Source organism: Dyadobacter luticola, from assembly GCF_005860805.1.
GTDB lineage: Bacteria > Bacteroidota > Bacteroidia > Cytophagales > Spirosomataceae > Dyadobacter > Dyadobacter luticola.
Genome location: NZ_VCEJ01000002.1, coordinates 1,619,710 through 1,634,313, shown reverse-complemented (window position 1 = coordinate 1,634,313; position 14,604 = coordinate 1,619,710). Strand labels below are relative to the sequence as shown.

11 protein-coding genes are annotated in these 14,604 nt (G+C 49.9%); 4 read left to right on the top strand and 7 right to left on the bottom strand.

What is annotated here, in order from left to right; genetic code table 11:
* Positions 1-2: 2 nt before the first annotated feature.
* Positions 3-923 carry an ROK family protein gene (locus FEN17_RS06900; protein WP_138364541.1) on the bottom strand — a complete coding sequence of 307 codons (921 nt, stop codon included), beginning with the start codon at positions 921-923 and terminating at the stop codon, positions 3-5.
* A 207-nt stretch (positions 924-1,130) separates the two neighbouring features.
* Between FEN17_RS06900 and FEN17_RS06895 the strand changes: the two genes are divergently transcribed.
* Entirely contained in the window at positions 1,131-1,850 is a 720-nt protein-coding gene (locus FEN17_RS06895) for a hypothetical protein (RefSeq protein WP_138364540.1), read from the top strand.
* Positions 1,851-1,876: 26 nt separating this feature from the next.
* On the opposite strand, the gene FEN17_RS06890 is transcribed toward FEN17_RS06895, so the two are convergent.
* Complete coding sequence (locus FEN17_RS06890) at positions 1,877-4,579, bottom strand: PQQ-dependent sugar dehydrogenase (protein WP_138364539.1); 2,703 nt, start codon at positions 4,577-4,579, stop codon at positions 1,877-1,879.
* Positions 4,580-4,717: 138 nt separating this feature from the next.
* On the opposite strand from FEN17_RS06890, the gene FEN17_RS06885 reads away from it, so the two are divergent.
* Positions 4,718-5,755 (top strand): SDR family NAD(P)-dependent oxidoreductase, encoded by a 1,038-nt coding sequence (locus FEN17_RS06885; protein ID WP_138364538.1) that lies wholly within the window; start codon positions 4,718-4,720, stop codon positions 5,753-5,755.
* A 28-nt stretch (positions 5,756-5,783) separates the two neighbouring features.
* On the opposite strand, the gene FEN17_RS06880 is transcribed toward FEN17_RS06885, so the two are convergent.
* From FEN17_RS06880 to FEN17_RS06860, 5 genes are all read right to left on the bottom strand, one after another.
* Positions 5,784-6,395, bottom strand: coding sequence for a hypothetical protein (locus FEN17_RS06880; RefSeq protein WP_138364537.1), 612 nt, complete (start codon positions 6,393-6,395; stop codon positions 5,784-5,786).
* 75 nt (positions 6,396-6,470) lie between these two features.
* Positions 6,471-7,667 carry a hypothetical protein gene (locus tag FEN17_RS06875; protein ID WP_138364536.1) on the bottom strand — a complete coding sequence of 399 codons (1,197 nt, stop codon included), beginning with the start codon at positions 7,665-7,667 and terminating at the stop codon, positions 6,471-6,473.
* A 152-nt stretch (positions 7,668-7,819) separates the two neighbouring features.
* Positions 7,820-8,683 (bottom strand): phosphoenolpyruvate hydrolase family protein, encoded by an 864-nt coding sequence (locus FEN17_RS06870; RefSeq protein ID WP_138364535.1) that lies wholly within the window; start codon positions 8,681-8,683, stop codon positions 7,820-7,822.
* A 59-nt stretch (positions 8,684-8,742) separates the two neighbouring features.
* Entirely contained in the window at positions 8,743-9,978 is a 1,236-nt protein-coding gene (locus tag FEN17_RS06865) for a Tm-1-like ATP-binding domain-containing protein (RefSeq protein ID WP_138364534.1), read from the bottom strand.
* A gap of 12 nt (positions 9,979-9,990) precedes the next feature.
* Positions 9,991-13,149: a DUF7133 domain-containing protein gene (locus tag FEN17_RS06860; RefSeq protein ID WP_138364533.1), complete on the bottom strand. Its 3,159-nt coding sequence runs from the start codon at positions 13,147-13,149 to the stop codon at positions 9,991-9,993.
* Positions 13,150-13,514: 365 nt separating this feature from the next.
* Here FEN17_RS06860 and FEN17_RS27240 point away from each other — a divergent pair, with 365 nt between their 5' ends.
* Both FEN17_RS27240 and rbsK read left to right on the top strand, forming a co-directional pair.
* On the top strand, positions 13,515-13,676 hold the full coding sequence (locus tag FEN17_RS27240; protein ID WP_171037854.1) for a hypothetical protein: 162 nt from the start codon (positions 13,515-13,517) through the stop codon (positions 13,674-13,676).
* Between the two features lie 9 nt (positions 13,677-13,685).
* Positions 13,686-14,591 (top strand): ribokinase, encoded by a 906-nt coding sequence (gene rbsK, locus FEN17_RS06855; protein WP_138364532.1) that lies wholly within the window; start codon positions 13,686-13,688, stop codon positions 14,589-14,591.
* Positions 14,592-14,604: the final 13 nt, after the last annotated feature.

Sequence of the window (14,604 nt, the reverse complement as noted above, 5' to 3'; positions counted from 1 at the left end):
AACTAATTAGATATCAAAGCCAAAGCACCGACCGGTACGACCATCTCGCCGAGAAATGCCAACTCCACTTTCGGGGCCGGTAAAAAGGCTTTCATCACAAAACCTTCTAGCCGCTCACTGACTTTTTCCTGCAATGTTGCACCCAGGTGCGAAAGTCCGCCGCCGATGATAAGCACGTCGGGGTGAAAAAGGTGTGTCACGTGCGACAATCCCCAAGCCACATTCATCGCAAGCTGGTCGATAATTTCCGTCGCAATTTCGCAGCCCGCCGCGTGTGCCGGTAGCAAATGCCGCGCCTCGCCACCGAACCCATGCGCGGCATGTGATAAAGTTGCCAGGTGGCTCCCCGGATTTTGCATCACCGCTGCCCGTATTTGCCGGTCGACTGCCCAGCCGGAGCACAGCGATTCGAATGTTGCGGTGGGCGACAAGCGCAAATGTCCGATCTCCGCCTCGCCGGGTTGCCGGCCGTGGTACAGCTTACCATTTTGCACGAGTCCGCCGCCTGCACCGCTGCCGAGGGTTACGTAAAACACCGTTTCCTGCCCCTTTCCGGCACCATGATGTGCCTCGCCGAGAGCAGCCACATTGGCATCATTATCAATTTTTACAGGCACGCCAAAGAGATTCCGCAGCCAATCGCCGAGCCCAAACCCTTTCCAGCCCGATATCTGGTGCGAAACGCCGATCTGCCCGGTAACAATGTCCACCGGCCCGCCAAATCCCACCCCGACCCCCGACAATGCGACGTCGCCAGGTATCTCACTATGAACTTGTTGAATGTGTTTGAGGATCCCCTCAGAGCCTTCCTCCTGGTTGATCGCGATGCGCCAATGTTTGACGATCTCCCCTGATCGGGAATAAATGATGAGTTGCAATTTGGTTCCGCCTATCTCAATCGACAGGTAATTCGGCTCGGTCATGGAAAATGTTTTTGAAAATAATAAAAGAACTTACGCATAAAAGTCTTCCTACTGGCTGTTTTACCACGTTTGAAGGCTTTTTAAGTTTGAGGGTATAAGTAAAAGCGGATGGCATTCGGGCCGCCGTTTAATAAGTGCGGGTCCGGTTTTGTCGTTTTCGGGTTTTCCGGGGATAACTTAGCTATTCATCAAACCAGTTTTGAGGGTATGGGAAATCAATTTAGAAACAATTTAGCCACCCCATATTTCCAGGGTGAAGGCGGCATCAGCGGCGGCGGTTTTCAGCTGAACAGTCGCCCGCTATTTGGCGGAGGGACTTCACTGTCTGACCGTGTGAAGCTGGGTTTCGATACGCAGCTGCATCTCAATCCGGAAGTTTTGAAGATGATGATCCCGCTCTGGCTGGAACCTGTGACATTCTACGGCCTTTTGTCGTCTTACCCGCTCCCTACGATGGGATCGAATTTATTCCCGGTGCTGCCTGCCCCGGCATCCAGTCCAGGTACAAGCGCCACTGGCTCGGCACTACCGCCAGGCCCGCCGCCAGTCCGCTCCACAACTCCGGTAGCCGGGCCGGATACGGCAAAATCTGGCAGCGTTGGCGATCTGCTGGGCGCCATCGCCGGAATCCCGCCAGTAGTTCAGCTGCGGGAGCAAGCTGTGCGGCGACTCACCGGTGACTGGAACCGCCTAGGCCGCGGAGGACAAATCTTACTCGGTAGCTACGCGGGTGCCATGGCCCTGGCCGGAGGCACCACGGCCTACATCACAGACCCCGACGCCCGAAAAATGATCCTCGGCGCAATCAGCAACCGCGACATCCCACTCCCCGGAACCCCTTTATCCCTCAAAGTTTTAGCATCGGACAAGGATGTAAATGGTATGATCCTGACGATTGATCTGGGGAGTGTTTTGAGTGGTAAGTGATACGATTTGACCTTTAACTCACACTTTTACTCATCAAACCTTACCTCCTTAAACCTCAGCGGCACGCCGCTGAAAACAAAGAAAACATCCTTAACCCCACGTTCTCCAGCAGCTCCCACATTCACAGCAATTTTACCCGCGAAGTCGCCGGAATATTTGCCTAGTAATTTGCCGTCGGCGCTCCCGGCGTGGATCTCGACTGTGCCGTTGGGTAGGGGCGCGGCATTGCGACCGGTGGCGCGGATGATTTCGATTTCTTTGATGCTGGTGAGGTCAATGTCTTTTAATTTGAGGAATGCGCCCGGGTTCTGTACCATCGCGACGGTGCTATCGTCGTTGAATCGGATTTCTTTTGCGAGATCGGTATAAGCGACGGGGACGACAGGGCTTCTCAGTACGATGGTCGTTTCGGCGGATTGTGCAGCGGCCATTTTTGTTCCGCGGTCGGTGTAGGCGGCGCGGAAAATGAAACTGCCCTCAGGATTTTCGCCCTGCGGGACGACGGTGGCGTAGGTGCCTTTTGCCGCCAAAGTTTTGGCAGGTTTAGGTGCATCCGACAAGCTCAGCACGTATTTCACAATGGATTTCACGTCACTTTCGGCCATAGTCGGGTGGGCGGGCATAAATGCATCGCCCCAAACACCCGAGCCGCCATTCAGGATTTTTTTCGAAAGTTTTGCCACAGCCGAAGCATCGCCTTTGTACTTTTTGGAAACATCTGTAAATGAAGGTCCCAGCACTTTTTCCTTCACCGCGTGACAAGCTTTACAATCACTTTTCCCGATCACAGAAATTGCCGTCGCATACTGCGCAGAGGCATCTACGCTCAATTGTTTCTGAGCAATTTTGGTCATGTTAAAGCCTTCCGACAAATAATTGGTACTCACAGAAACCTGCGAAGGAAGAATTTTTTTGTTCGCCAGGCTGCCATCTTCTTTATCTGAGACAGCTACCTCATAATTAATGCTTTTACCAGGAAAAAAGAACGTAGAATTCCCTTTGGTAATGTTGAATTTCACAACCGGCGGCTCATTTCCAGCCTTTATTTCCAGCGATTTACTGTTCTTTTCACCGGCCTTATCTGTGACCGTCAATGTGGCTTTGTAAGTTCCCGGCGTGGTGAATGTAAAGGTTGGATTAGCTTCTTTGAGGCTTTTAAAAGTTGCGCCATTTTTTGTGATAACCCACTCATATTGAAGCGCATCCCCCTCGTCAAAATCCTTGGTACCCTCAGAAGAGAGTGCAACTTCCAGGGGAACTGCGCCCGCCGTTTTCGTAGCCATAGCTTCCACCTGCGGCTTCCGGTTCCCGCCATTGTATTCAATGCGGATCAGCTCGGCTTCCGGGTTGTCTTTGAAATAACCGTTTCCATATTCCAGCACATACAAATCGCCCTCCGGCCCAAATTTCATGTCGATCGGACCATTCAGTTTCATGTCGGGCAGGAAGCGTTCCATTGATTTATAATCGCCTTTTTCATCCATTTCCACCACATTCATCCAGCCTCTCACCCAATCCGTGATAAACCATTTTCCTTCATAAAAGGAAGGAAATGCCCTTTTTGCGCCTTTAAAATCATCCTGATGATAAACCGGCCCGCCCACGGCGCTGTTACCGCCGCTTTCCAAAAGTGGGAATTCCTTGCTCTGGCCTTTGGGATACCAGATAAATGCCGGCGTGGCTTTCGGTAGGTCTTTGAGCCCGGTACTATTGGGCGAATCGTTCACAGGGTGCTCAGGATCAAAGGCTTTGCCCGAAACTTTTGTTGCAAAATCATAGTCGACGTAAGCCTTATTGTCACCGACAAAGTAGGGCCAGCCAAAAAAGCCCGGGCCTTTGGCGCGGTTGAATTCGTCGTAAGACTGGGGCCCGCGTTTTTCCATATCGTCGTCAGAACCATCCGGTCCTACTTCGCCCCAGTACAGCCAGCCCGTTTTCGAATCGATGGTTGGGCGCCAGGGGTTACGGTTGCCCATGGTATAAATTTCTGGCTTGGTATTGGCTGTCCCAACGGGAAAAAGATTGCCTTTGGGAATGGTATAGCTGCCGTCCGCCTCCGGGTGAATGCGCAGGATTTTCCCCCTCAGGTCATTCGTGTTCGGGGATGATTTCTGCGAATCCCTCGCCGACTCTCCGGGACGCTCGTCCAGCGGGGAAAAGCCGTCGGAAGAGCGGGAGAACGTATTGTCACCGGTGGTCAGATATAGGTTTTTATCTTTATCAAAAACCATCCCGCCGCCTACGTGGCAGCATTCTTCGCGCTGCACAGGCACTTCGAGGACCAGTTTGCGGGTGTTTTCTAGCAATTTTTGTCCGTGCCATTCATAGCGTACCAGAATGTTCTTGGCATCGTCGCCGGCAATGGAATAGTAAAAGTAAATCCAGTGGTTTTTATCATAATCGGGATCGAGGATCACACCTTGCAATCCATCCTCACCCTCAGTTACTTCGCCGGTTTTACTGGTGTATTTGGTACTTACGGCAAACTCAGCGACCAGGCTCAGTTCGTTTGTTTTCGGATCGTAAACTCTTAATCTTCCTTTCCGCTCGGCAAAAAGTACGCGACCATCTTTCAGGATCTGGAACTGGATCGGTTCTTCGAGCCGCTGGGCCAGCACAACTTTCGTAAAGCGGTTGCTGTCGGGTGCTTTTTCCTGGGCTACACTGCCGGAAGTTTGAAAAATGTAAGTGAGAAAGAAGGTAAAAAGGTAGGAAAAACGGGATTTCATGCGGGAAAAAGATGAGTTTCAGATTATATAAAGACATTTATTTAAAGGAAATACCCCCATCAACCGCGCTTTGCCGGAATGCTTTTTTAACCTTATCCCTTTTAAGGCTTGGAGAATCAAGCATCAAACCCATCATTTATGAAAAACAGAGAACTCCTATTTCCGAAAGTAACCACGCAGACGGCGCTGATGACCGCCGCTGGTATTGGTCTGATTGCTTTGGCCAGAGCGGTTTACGTGCGGATCAACCGTTTCGAGCTGCGCGATAAAGTGGTACTCATTACCGGCGGATCACGGGGGCTGGGGCTGGAACTGGCGCGGGTGCTGGCTGCGAAAGGGGCTAAAATTGCGATATGCGCGAGAAATGAAAACCAGCTTGAAAAGGCTGAATACGATGAAGAATTGGAAAAAGCCGGCATTTTCGCGATCCGTGCAGATCTGACGAATGAGTTGGAGGCGCGGAAAGTGGTTGACGAGGTTATCAATCATTTCGGACGCATCGACCTGCTTATCAACAATGCAGGGACCATGATTGTGGGTCCGGAAAATCTGATGGAAATAGATGATTACCAGCAGGTGATGGACGCCAATCTGTGGTCGGCGCTCTACATGATGAAAGCTGCCTTGCCGCATTTTCGGGCACAGGGCGAGGGCCACATTGCCAACATTTGTTCTATTGGCGGAAAGATTGCCGTGCCGCACATGCTGCCTTACAGCGTCAGCAAATTCGCAATGGTAGGCTTGTCGGAAGGCATGGGTGTTGAATTGAAAAAAGACAATATTCACGTTACGACGGTGATTCCCAACCTGATGCGCACCGGAAGCCCGATGAATGTTACCGTGAAAGGCAAGCATGAAAGCGAATATGAATGGTTCAAGCTGGCTGATTCGCTGCCTTTTTTATCGCAGGATGCCAAAGTCGCTGCAAAAGAAATTGTGACGGCGATTGAAAATGGCGAAAACGAAATAGTCCTGACGGCTACCGGCAAAGTGGTGACTGCGCTCAAAGGCATTATGCCGGGCTCGATCACGACGCTCACCCAGTTTGCTGATCGCTTTTTTCCAAGAAGCGAAAACAAGCTAGCAAAGAAAGGGTACGAAAGCGAATCCGACGCTACGCATGGTCTGGTAGGCTCCATCACCGATGCCGCAGCAGCCAGGAATAACGAATATTGATTTGTTGGCTGAAAAAATGCCGGAAATATCAGCTTTTCAACCAGGCATCCGTGAGTGATTCCCACTGGATTTTTGAAAAGATGGTCTTTCCGGCAAAGCCAATCACCGCATTTCTGGTGCGCTCGATGAAGTTATCGGAAGATGAATTGACTTCAATGTTGCGGTCGTAAATAGCGGCGGTCAAAATGTTATGCTCACGTGTGACCGTGAATGTACTGGTAGAAGTATCATTGTAAAAATGCGCGGTATCCGGGTCGGCGCTGGTCGGGTTGGCAGTCGGCCGCACGCGCATCCCGATACTTTCAATGTGCTGGTTGGCGAAATTTTCAATCGCTTCCACCTGCACCCAGTCAAAGCCGTCGCCTGCTTCGGTTCCGGGTCCCGTCAGATCAATCTTGAAATAAAATCCCTTTTTGGCCGGAGACGCAATGTCGTTTCCCTGCTGATCGGTCAGCTGAAAATTCCCGAGCAGCCTGGCACCATCCGAATTCCAGTTATTGACGTCGAGCAAACGTTTTTTTGCTTCCTGATAAAGTACAATCGCAGCCTGCTCGTCAGGCATTTCGCGCACGGTTTGCGCATTGATCACGTCGCCTTCTTTCTGGGCCGGGATCGTTCCTGTATAATTTTTTTCTTCCATTTGTGAAGGTATAAGGTCTTAGATAAGTGCGCATTCTCACTCAAAACCGTGCCAGCGAAATAATAACCGCTAAAATTAATCGAACCTATCGTAATGTTCGAAATATTTCCCTTTGGCTAATTCAATATTGAATTTTCGGCCCAACTCAGCCACATTGATCTTTCCAGTTCCAACGCCAACGTTAATCGCCTTTGATTCCATTCTGTGCGAGAAAGAAATGCGCTGGCCGTCCACTTTGAGGGAAATATGGATGGTGCCAAAGTCAGTGTTCTCTTCTCTTTTGATTTCTGTAATCGGATAGTTCTGGACAAGAAAACCTAGAAATGCTGCCATCATGGATTTTTTAACCGGTTTGAGCTCATAACCGTTGATTTCATTTGAAAAAACGTCCCTCACAAACCAGCCATGCCAGGGAGGCAGCTTGTCGAAAGTACGTTTAAAAAGAATTTCTTCATGCGGCGTCACGCCCCATTTGAAGTAGGTGTTGATCCATTCAGGGGTCGCATCCCAGACAGAAGCGAGACGAAAATCGGTTCTATCAAAGGGTTCGACATAAGATTTATTTTGTTTAAATTCGATAACAACCAGGCCATATTCCATCACTAGACGGTTTTCAGTCTTTTGCCTGCTGCCGATCAGAACAAGCTGATTTCCTCCGGGCGAAACTTGCAGAATGCCTGAGCTGCCAGCATTATACCCGTCGAGTTCGTGCACACGGTCGGAGGTGTTGACAGCGAGCGGGTAAATTTCCAATGTTCGGGCATCTACAATCATCCTTTTATTAACCATTAGGTAGCGCCCACCGCGCAGGGAACGGGTTTCTTTTGAGTGGTCGCCCAGATATACCGTTTTGATTTCGCCCGGCTGACCTTTGTCGCTGTCGATCCATTGAAAAGAAGCAAAATCGCCATCTTGTAAATGTACTGGCGTGATTTTCGGTGCGCCATTTTCCTCCATGATGAGATAGGTACTGTGCATGGCAACCAGTACCGCTGGTTGCGGAGCATCCTTCAGGAAAAGTGCCTGCCAGAAGAAGCTAGTGGTTTTGTCTTTCTGTGGTATTTCAATGATTTTGCCTTTGTAATACACACTAAAATAAGAGGTTAACTGACGTGCGTCAAAGTCGCCACCATTGTTGAACCACGCTCCCGACCGTGAACTGTACACTTCCCAGCGGATTTCGAACGGACCGGAAGCTGATTTGCCCTCTGAAATTTTTTTACTCGAAGAACCACAGCCTAACAAAGCGGCCAGCACGCTAAGAAACGTCATAAAATGCATGATTTGAGAGAGATTTGAATGTACATGGCAAAAAAAAACCGACTTAATTCGATGAGACGAATGTAAGTCGGTATGAAAATAGGAGAGCTACCGATGGTTAGCTGAAATCTGCCGCTGGGTAGATAGCGGCTTTCACTCCGCGGTCAATTTTTTAGCGTAATGGATTTAAAATCCCGAGTCAGGTTTGTCAGCGATTGCTCTACGCCCATACGTTCGAGGGAAGAAGCGCCTACAAAACCGTGCACATTGGTTTTTTCCAGGATCACGCGCACATCGTCTGGCGTGTTGATCGGGCCGCCGTGCGCGAGGAAGAAGATATCGGGGTTTACTTCCCGGCCGGCATCGGCAATTTTCTGCGTCGCCTCAATCGCCTGGTCCATGCTCACAGTGGCATCCACAACGCCGATCGAACCGCCGACGGTGGTACCGACGTGGGCAATGATGGCATCCGCACCCACTTCCGCCATCTGACGGGCTTCGTCTGGCGTAGCAACATAAACGATGGAGAATAAGTCCATCATTGTGGCCAGCCGGATCATCTCCACCTCTTTTTCAAAGCCCATACCGGTTTCTTCCAGCACGCGACGGAAATGTCCGTCGACAATAGAATGTGTCGGAAAATTGTTCACACCCGAGAAACCCATTTCCTTCACCCTCAACAAGTGATGCCACATTCTCCGGCGGGGATCGGAGCCGTGGACGCCGCAGATTACCGGCACTTCTTCCACCACCGGCAACACTTCAAACTCCCCGATTTCCATCGCTACCGCATTCGCATCACCATAAGCCATCAACCCGGCAGTAGAGCCGTGGCCCGACATTCTGAACCGGCCGGAATTGTAAATAATGATCAGGTCGGCGCCGCCTTTTTCAATGAATTTGGCACTGATACCCGTACCCGCACCGGCCGCAATGATCGCTTTTCCCTGATCCAGCGTAGCTTTCAGCCGGTCCCGCACTTCCTGTTTTGTATATGGATTTCCCTTACCTGTCCATGGATTTGGCATAATGTTCTATTGCAGTTGTGTTAATATTCTGTTTAAAAGATCTTTACTTAAAATCAAATTTATCGGATATCTTCCTTCGCAAGCAAATCTAACAGTGTTTTTACGAGCGTATCGGCAAACGCCGGGTCATTAATATGCGCATCAATTTCTTGCACATTCACTTTTTCCACCGCGTTTTCTTTGATTGCTTCGAACAATGCTTTGTCGGCATCAGGACGGTAGAAGATCCCGCCTTCGGAGTCAATTTGCGAGATACCTTTTTGTGGAATTAATATGGCAACCGGGCCAGCCGAACCGTTTACTTTCCGGGCAAGTTCTTTTCCCAAAATCATATTTTCTTCCACGTTGGTCCGCATCAGCGTAACATCTGGCGCCCAGCTGTACAATTCACGATCGCGGTATTGCGTGGGCACAGTGTCCAGATGTGCAAAATTGACCATATCGAGACAGCCCGGCACGACGACTTGCGGAATACCTTTTTCGGAAGCAGCTGTAAGTCTTTCAGGCCCGGCGCTGCAAATGCCGCCGCAAAGATTGTCGGCCAGCTCGGTGGTAGTCACGTCGAGCACGGCGTCGAACATGCCTTCGCGGATCAATGCTTCCATCGTTTTTCCGCCGACGCCGGTTGCGTGAAATGCCAGCACCTCATAGCCTTGCTCGCCGAGCAGCGCCGTACATCGGTCGACGCAGGCGGTGGTATTTCCGAACATACTGATCGCGATGGTGCCGAAGTTTTTGCGATTTGCTTGGCTTTCGACATTCGACATGGCGCAAATTGCCGCTGCGACCTGCTCGGTTAATTGTCTCAAAATGTAATTGGTACCTGCCACATCTACCACGGATGACATTAATGTAATGTCCTTATTTCCAATCTGCCGGGAAAGATCTTTTGCTGCGAGGGTAGTAAGGCAAAGTTTCGGGATACCAAAAGGAATTTCCTGCATGGCCGCGAGCGCAATGTAAGTCCCACCGCCACCGCCCATCCCGATCGCCGCCTTGATTTCGCCGCTGGCAACTAGTCCGGCCACAATCCTTCCAGCACCTTTCCCCATCACGTCGATCGCCCTGCCACGGTCGCGGGCTTCGCGGAGACCGGCAATGTTATCGCCGCCGCCGAGGGCTACGATGTCTGATTCGAAATCCACCGGAAATGCGTCGGTCGTGCCAAAAATGCCGGTATTGAGGCAAATTACCTGCTCACCCCGCGACAAGATTCCTTCTATTAAGTAGGAAAAAACGTCGCCTTTTGTATCGAAACAGCCGATGACCAGGATACTTTTTTCTTTTGAAGACATTTGGAGTGATACTTATTTTAATGTTTTAATGTAGGACAAAAGATCGGCCACCTGCTTGTCGGAATAGCTGTCTATCAGTCCTTTGACCATAAAAGACCTGCGGCCGAGGAAACCCTGGTTTTTTATGGTTTTGGCATCAATAAATAATTTTGCACCGCCCATGAAAGCCAGTGTTGTGCCCTGGTCGTCTTTGTTGACCAGATAACCCTCCGCGCTCGTGCCATCCTTGCGCGTCACCCGATACACTGCATAGCCAGATTCCACAGCGGCGTCCGGATCGAGGATCGCTGTCAGCAATGCTTCATTCTCGCGATTAGCTGATCCGTCGAGCGCAGGTGCGATGCCCGGTCCCTGGCCACCTGCCTGGTGACATGCCAGACAGGTTTGGAACAAAACTTTCCCGGCTTCCGGGCTGCCGCTGTTTTTTGCAGCGATTGCCATGTACTTGTTTAGTTTTCCTGTAAATGCGTTTTTATTAAGCTCATCCCGGTTTTTAATTTCCTTTAAAAGCGCCCGGCGGCGGGCATCTGTGGTGTTGGCTTCGATCATTCGCTCGGCGGCGGAAATGTCGAATGCAGCAAGTGGCAGCAGTTTTTTATCATGCATTTCCATCGCCAGTGCGGCACCCTGAGGCGAAGAGGACAGGGCAGAGGTCAGCTCTTTTTTCTGTGCCACATCCAGCTTGGGTGCCCATTTTTGAAATGCAGCTTTCCCCGCCGCGGGATCGGCTTTGGACAAACTATTTAAAGAAGCCGCACGAATGTCAAATGTTTGCTTTTCATCCTTTACAAGCTGTGCGAAAACCGCCTGATTTTTTTTAAGATCATTTTCGAGCGCGCGGAGGATTAGTCGCATGGTATGGTCGGAAGCGTCGTCCGTAATCTGCGCCGCGACTTCCTGCTGCATGCCGGAAATCCTGAACTTCCCGATCGCGTCCAGCGCCAGGTCTTTATCTGCCTGTACATGAGATTTTAACAAACTTTTCGCAGGCATAGCGAGCAGCCCGGCCAGCTCCGGCGAATGCACGCGCGATTCATTATCCACCGCAAACTGCACATATCTTTTTGCATTTGCCGGGTTTTCGATCACGGGTTTTACAGCCTGTTCCACTTCTTTATTTTTCAACATGCCGGCAATGTCTACAAAGGTCGATTGGTCCAAAACGGAGATATTTGCTTTTGGCCAAACCTTCAAAAAGGCAACATCCCGCTGCCCGGCAGCAAGCGTCTGCACGGCCCAAAGCAAATTGACCGCGGGAACTTCCGAAGCTGCCGGGGAATTCACATAAGTCTGCAATTCCTGTTGATATTGTTCCAAAGCACGCCGCGCCAGGAAACGCTCCTGCAAGCGCTCATAGCTGCCGCCCATCTGAATTTTGCCTCCGAGTTCAGGTTTACAAGCTTTCACCAGCAAATCAATTACCTGCTGATCTGCGACATTTATTTCTGTTAAGGTGCGTAAAACCTGCGCACGCACAGCCGGATTTTTATCTTCCATCAAATCCTTCAAATCAGCCGCCACACGCTCCGGTTTAGGCGAAAAGCTGGCGAGCGAACGCACTGCCTCGCGCCGGATATCCGCATCGGGAGATTTTAACAAACTGGAAATCAATGCAGTATCGTCAGATTTCAAACTTTCCAGCGACCATAATGCATGGATTCTGGTGACGGCATCTTGTGATGCGTCTAAGGCCAATGTTACCAGTTTGGGGATCAAAGATTTCGTTTCTTCCGTCGGCCGATCGGCGATCTGGTGCCAGGCCGCGCGTTTTTCCCAGATTGACGGGGAGGTTAAATGTTGCGGCAGCTCGGCGGTGGGCACTTCGTATAGATTTGGAATCACCCTCGGCTGCTGGCTTATGTGCCGGATGCGCCAGATGCGTCCGTGGCTTTTGTCACGGTCGGGGTGGGTAGTGGGAAGTTCATTGTGGGAGACGATTTTATTGTACCAATCAGCAATATAGAGGCAGCCGTCCGGACCGAATTCCATGTTCACCGGCCTGAACCAGTCGTCCTGAGAAGTCAGTAAATCAGGTAAGTGGGTGGTTGTGACCGTGCCGTCTTCGTGGTGCTCGATTCTTACAGCATTGATGGTACTCGTAATCGGGTTGGCCAAAAATGCGACATTCCTGAATTCTGCCGGAAAAGTACCGGAAGCATCGTCGGCAAAAGCAGTACCGGAAATGCCGGTACCTCCTACGCGGAATGTGTTCAATTCCGGCATAAATGGCTGGTATGGTCGCAAATGTTCGTTTCCGATGCCGGGAAAAGCGCTGCCCGGATCGAGCGGCACCACTACATAGCCGAGATCATTCGCCTCCGAGCCATACCACTCCCCATTTCCCCGCAGCTGAAATCCCCAAATGTTGTTCAAACCAGCGCTGACAATTTCCAGTTTTTTTCCATCCAAAGAAAACCGCGCGATTTTACTGAAATCCATTTTCGCCTTTACGCCACTTTTCAGGGAAGTTACCTCGCCTTTATTCAGTGCGCCGTGGCTGAAATGTATCCAGTCGCCTGGCCCTCTGAGTAATGTGTGCGCCATGGTATGCGTATCCGTAAACCCAAAACCTGTCAGATATCGGATTCGCTCGTCGGCTATTCCGTCTTTGTCACGGTCGTTGAGGAAGAATAATTCTGAGCCCTGGGCTACATACGCCCCGTTTTTATAGGGTAAAATGCTCATCGGGAGGGTCAGGCCGTCTGCCCAGATCTTTGTTTTCACGGGCGCTTTACCGTACATATCATAAATGACAATGATCTTGTCGGTGCCCTTCGTTTTGCCTTCGTAGAGGTCTCGGATGCGTTTGAAGTTCGGGTGGATTTTCTGGGCTTCCGGATCGTCCATCAATCGCAGCAGATCGTCCCACGCAATGTCGGCAACCGGATCGAGCGGGTACATTCTCGCGGTTTGCGTCCAAAGGCGGCCCGTGTCGTCAAAAGTCAGATCGACCGGATTAACAATGCTGTCGCGCTCGCTGGCTACGAGTTCGATCACAAATCCGGGTGGTAACTTAAAGCCTGCAAGTTCCTCCTCAGGTGTGTAAATTTTGGTGCGGCCGGATTGGGTGAGGTCTTTTTGCCCAAATGTTTGGCTGGGTAAATGCAGGCAGAAAGAGAGCGCTGCGGCAAAAAATGCACGTGAAAAATTCCTTCTGACGACTGCACGCATGTTAAAAGAATATTAAAATTTGAAAACAGGTCTAACCGTAAAATTATTTATATCCCGTTTCTTACTGTTTTTGCTTCCAAAGATTCGAAAAACGGCCTGATGGCATGATTTAGCTATTGACAGCTCAGAACGTTTGTTTTACATTTGTCTAAATAGTTTTAACAGCGACCTTATTTAAAGATATTTTTTACTCAACGTTTATTTAATTTATTTATCCGCGACCGGGAACAGTTTGCCAGCGAGCTACAAATGTTTTGTACCTCAAAAGCGTAACTGTTCCCGTCGTCTTTTTCCAAGGTTCTGGTACGATTTTTAAATTGTCACCACTAAAAGATTTCATACAAATCAAAATCATCATCAACATCATGGAAACTTCACACAAGAGTAATTACAACGAAGCAATGGACATGCAGGTTAGTTTCGAAAACACCAATCCTTTTGCTTCCCGCAACGACATTACCAAAGTAAACCGTCCGGGAAAAAGGCCGCGTATTATGAAGCCTTTGTATTCGGCGAGATTGTCGTAAATTCCCTGCATGATATATGTAGTTGGCAGCTCAAATACCGACATGGTGGTCAAGTCCGAGCGTTTACCTGGGAAGGGTGAAACAGTAATCGGAGACAAATTTCTAATGAATCCAGGCGGTAAGGGAGCCAACCAGGCAGTGAGCGCGGCGCGGGTAGGCGGAACAGTAAATTTCGTTTGTAAGGTTGGAAATGATCTTTTCGGCAAGCAGGCGATACAACAATTCGGGATTGAAAAGATCCACACAGGCTATATAACCATCGATGACGTATGGTCATCAGGGGTTGCACTGATCAATGTGGATGCGAACGGTGAAAATTGCATTTCAGTAGCGCCGGGAGCCAATAATTATTTATCCAAAGACGATGTTTCACCTGCTTTGGAGCAAATCGGGGATGAGGATATTTTGCTGATACAGCTTGAAATCCCGCTAGAAACTGTTGTATTTTCGGTTACCGAGGCAGCCAGAAACAATGCCAGGATTATCCTGAATCCCGCACCGGCAACGACATTACCGGATCATATTTATCGGAATCTTTTCCTTATCACACCCAATGAGACGGAAGCGGAGTTACTGACCGGAGTAAAAGTAACTGACGAAATTTCTGCCTCAGAAGCGGCCGACTGGCTGTTGACAAAAGGCTGTGAAAATGTGATCATTACCCTTGGAAGCAAGGGTGCTTTTTTACGGAATAAAATTGAAAAACGGCTGATTGCTTCACCAAAAGTGACGGCGATCGATACCACTGCTGCTGGAGACTGTTTTAATGGTGCGCTGGCAGTTGCCATTTCGGAGGGTAAGGATTTGGTGGAAGCGGTTAGTTTCGCCTGCAAGGCTGCTGCATTAAGTGTCGCTCGCATGGGCGCACAAGGTTCTTTGCCGACCCGGCACGAGGTTGATGCTTTTCAATCTTGATTTGCAAAGCTAT

Excerpts from the sequence above, each read along its gene's own strand:
- FEN17_RS06900 (WP_138364541.1), bottom strand. The coding sequence starts at position 923 with ATGACCGAGCCGAATTACCTGTCGATTGAGATAGGCGGAACCAAATTG.
- FEN17_RS06895 (WP_138364540.1), top strand. The coding sequence starts at position 1,131 with ATGGGAAATCAATTTAGAAACAATTTAGCCACCCCATATTTCCAGGGT.
- FEN17_RS06890 (WP_138364539.1), bottom strand. The coding sequence starts at position 4,579 with ATGAAATCCCGTTTTTCCTACCTTTTTACCTTCTTTCTCACTTACATT.
- FEN17_RS06885 (WP_138364538.1), top strand. The coding sequence starts at position 4,718 with ATGAAAAACAGAGAACTCCTATTTCCGAAAGTAACCACGCAGACGGCG.
- FEN17_RS06880 (WP_138364537.1), bottom strand. The coding sequence starts at position 6,395 with ATGGAAGAAAAAAATTATACAGGAACGATCCCGGCCCAGAAAGAAGGC.
- FEN17_RS06875 (WP_138364536.1), bottom strand. The coding sequence starts at position 7,667 with ATGACGTTTCTTAGCGTGCTGGCCGCTTTGTTAGGCTGTGGTTCTTCG.
- FEN17_RS06870 (WP_138364535.1), bottom strand. The coding sequence starts at position 8,683 with ATGCCAAATCCATGGACAGGTAAGGGAAATCCATATACAAAACAGGAA.
- FEN17_RS06865 (WP_138364534.1), bottom strand. The coding sequence starts at position 9,978 with ATGTCTTCAAAAGAAAAAAGTATCCTGGTCATCGGCTGTTTCGATACA.
- FEN17_RS06860 (WP_138364533.1), bottom strand. The coding sequence starts at position 13,149 with ATGCGTGCAGTCGTCAGAAGGAATTTTTCACGTGCATTTTTTGCCGCA.
- FEN17_RS27240 (WP_171037854.1), top strand. The coding sequence starts at position 13,515 with ATGGAAACTTCACACAAGAGTAATTACAACGAAGCAATGGACATGCAG.
- rbsK (WP_138364532.1), top strand. The coding sequence starts at position 13,686 with ATGATATATGTAGTTGGCAGCTCAAATACCGACATGGTGGTCAAGTCC.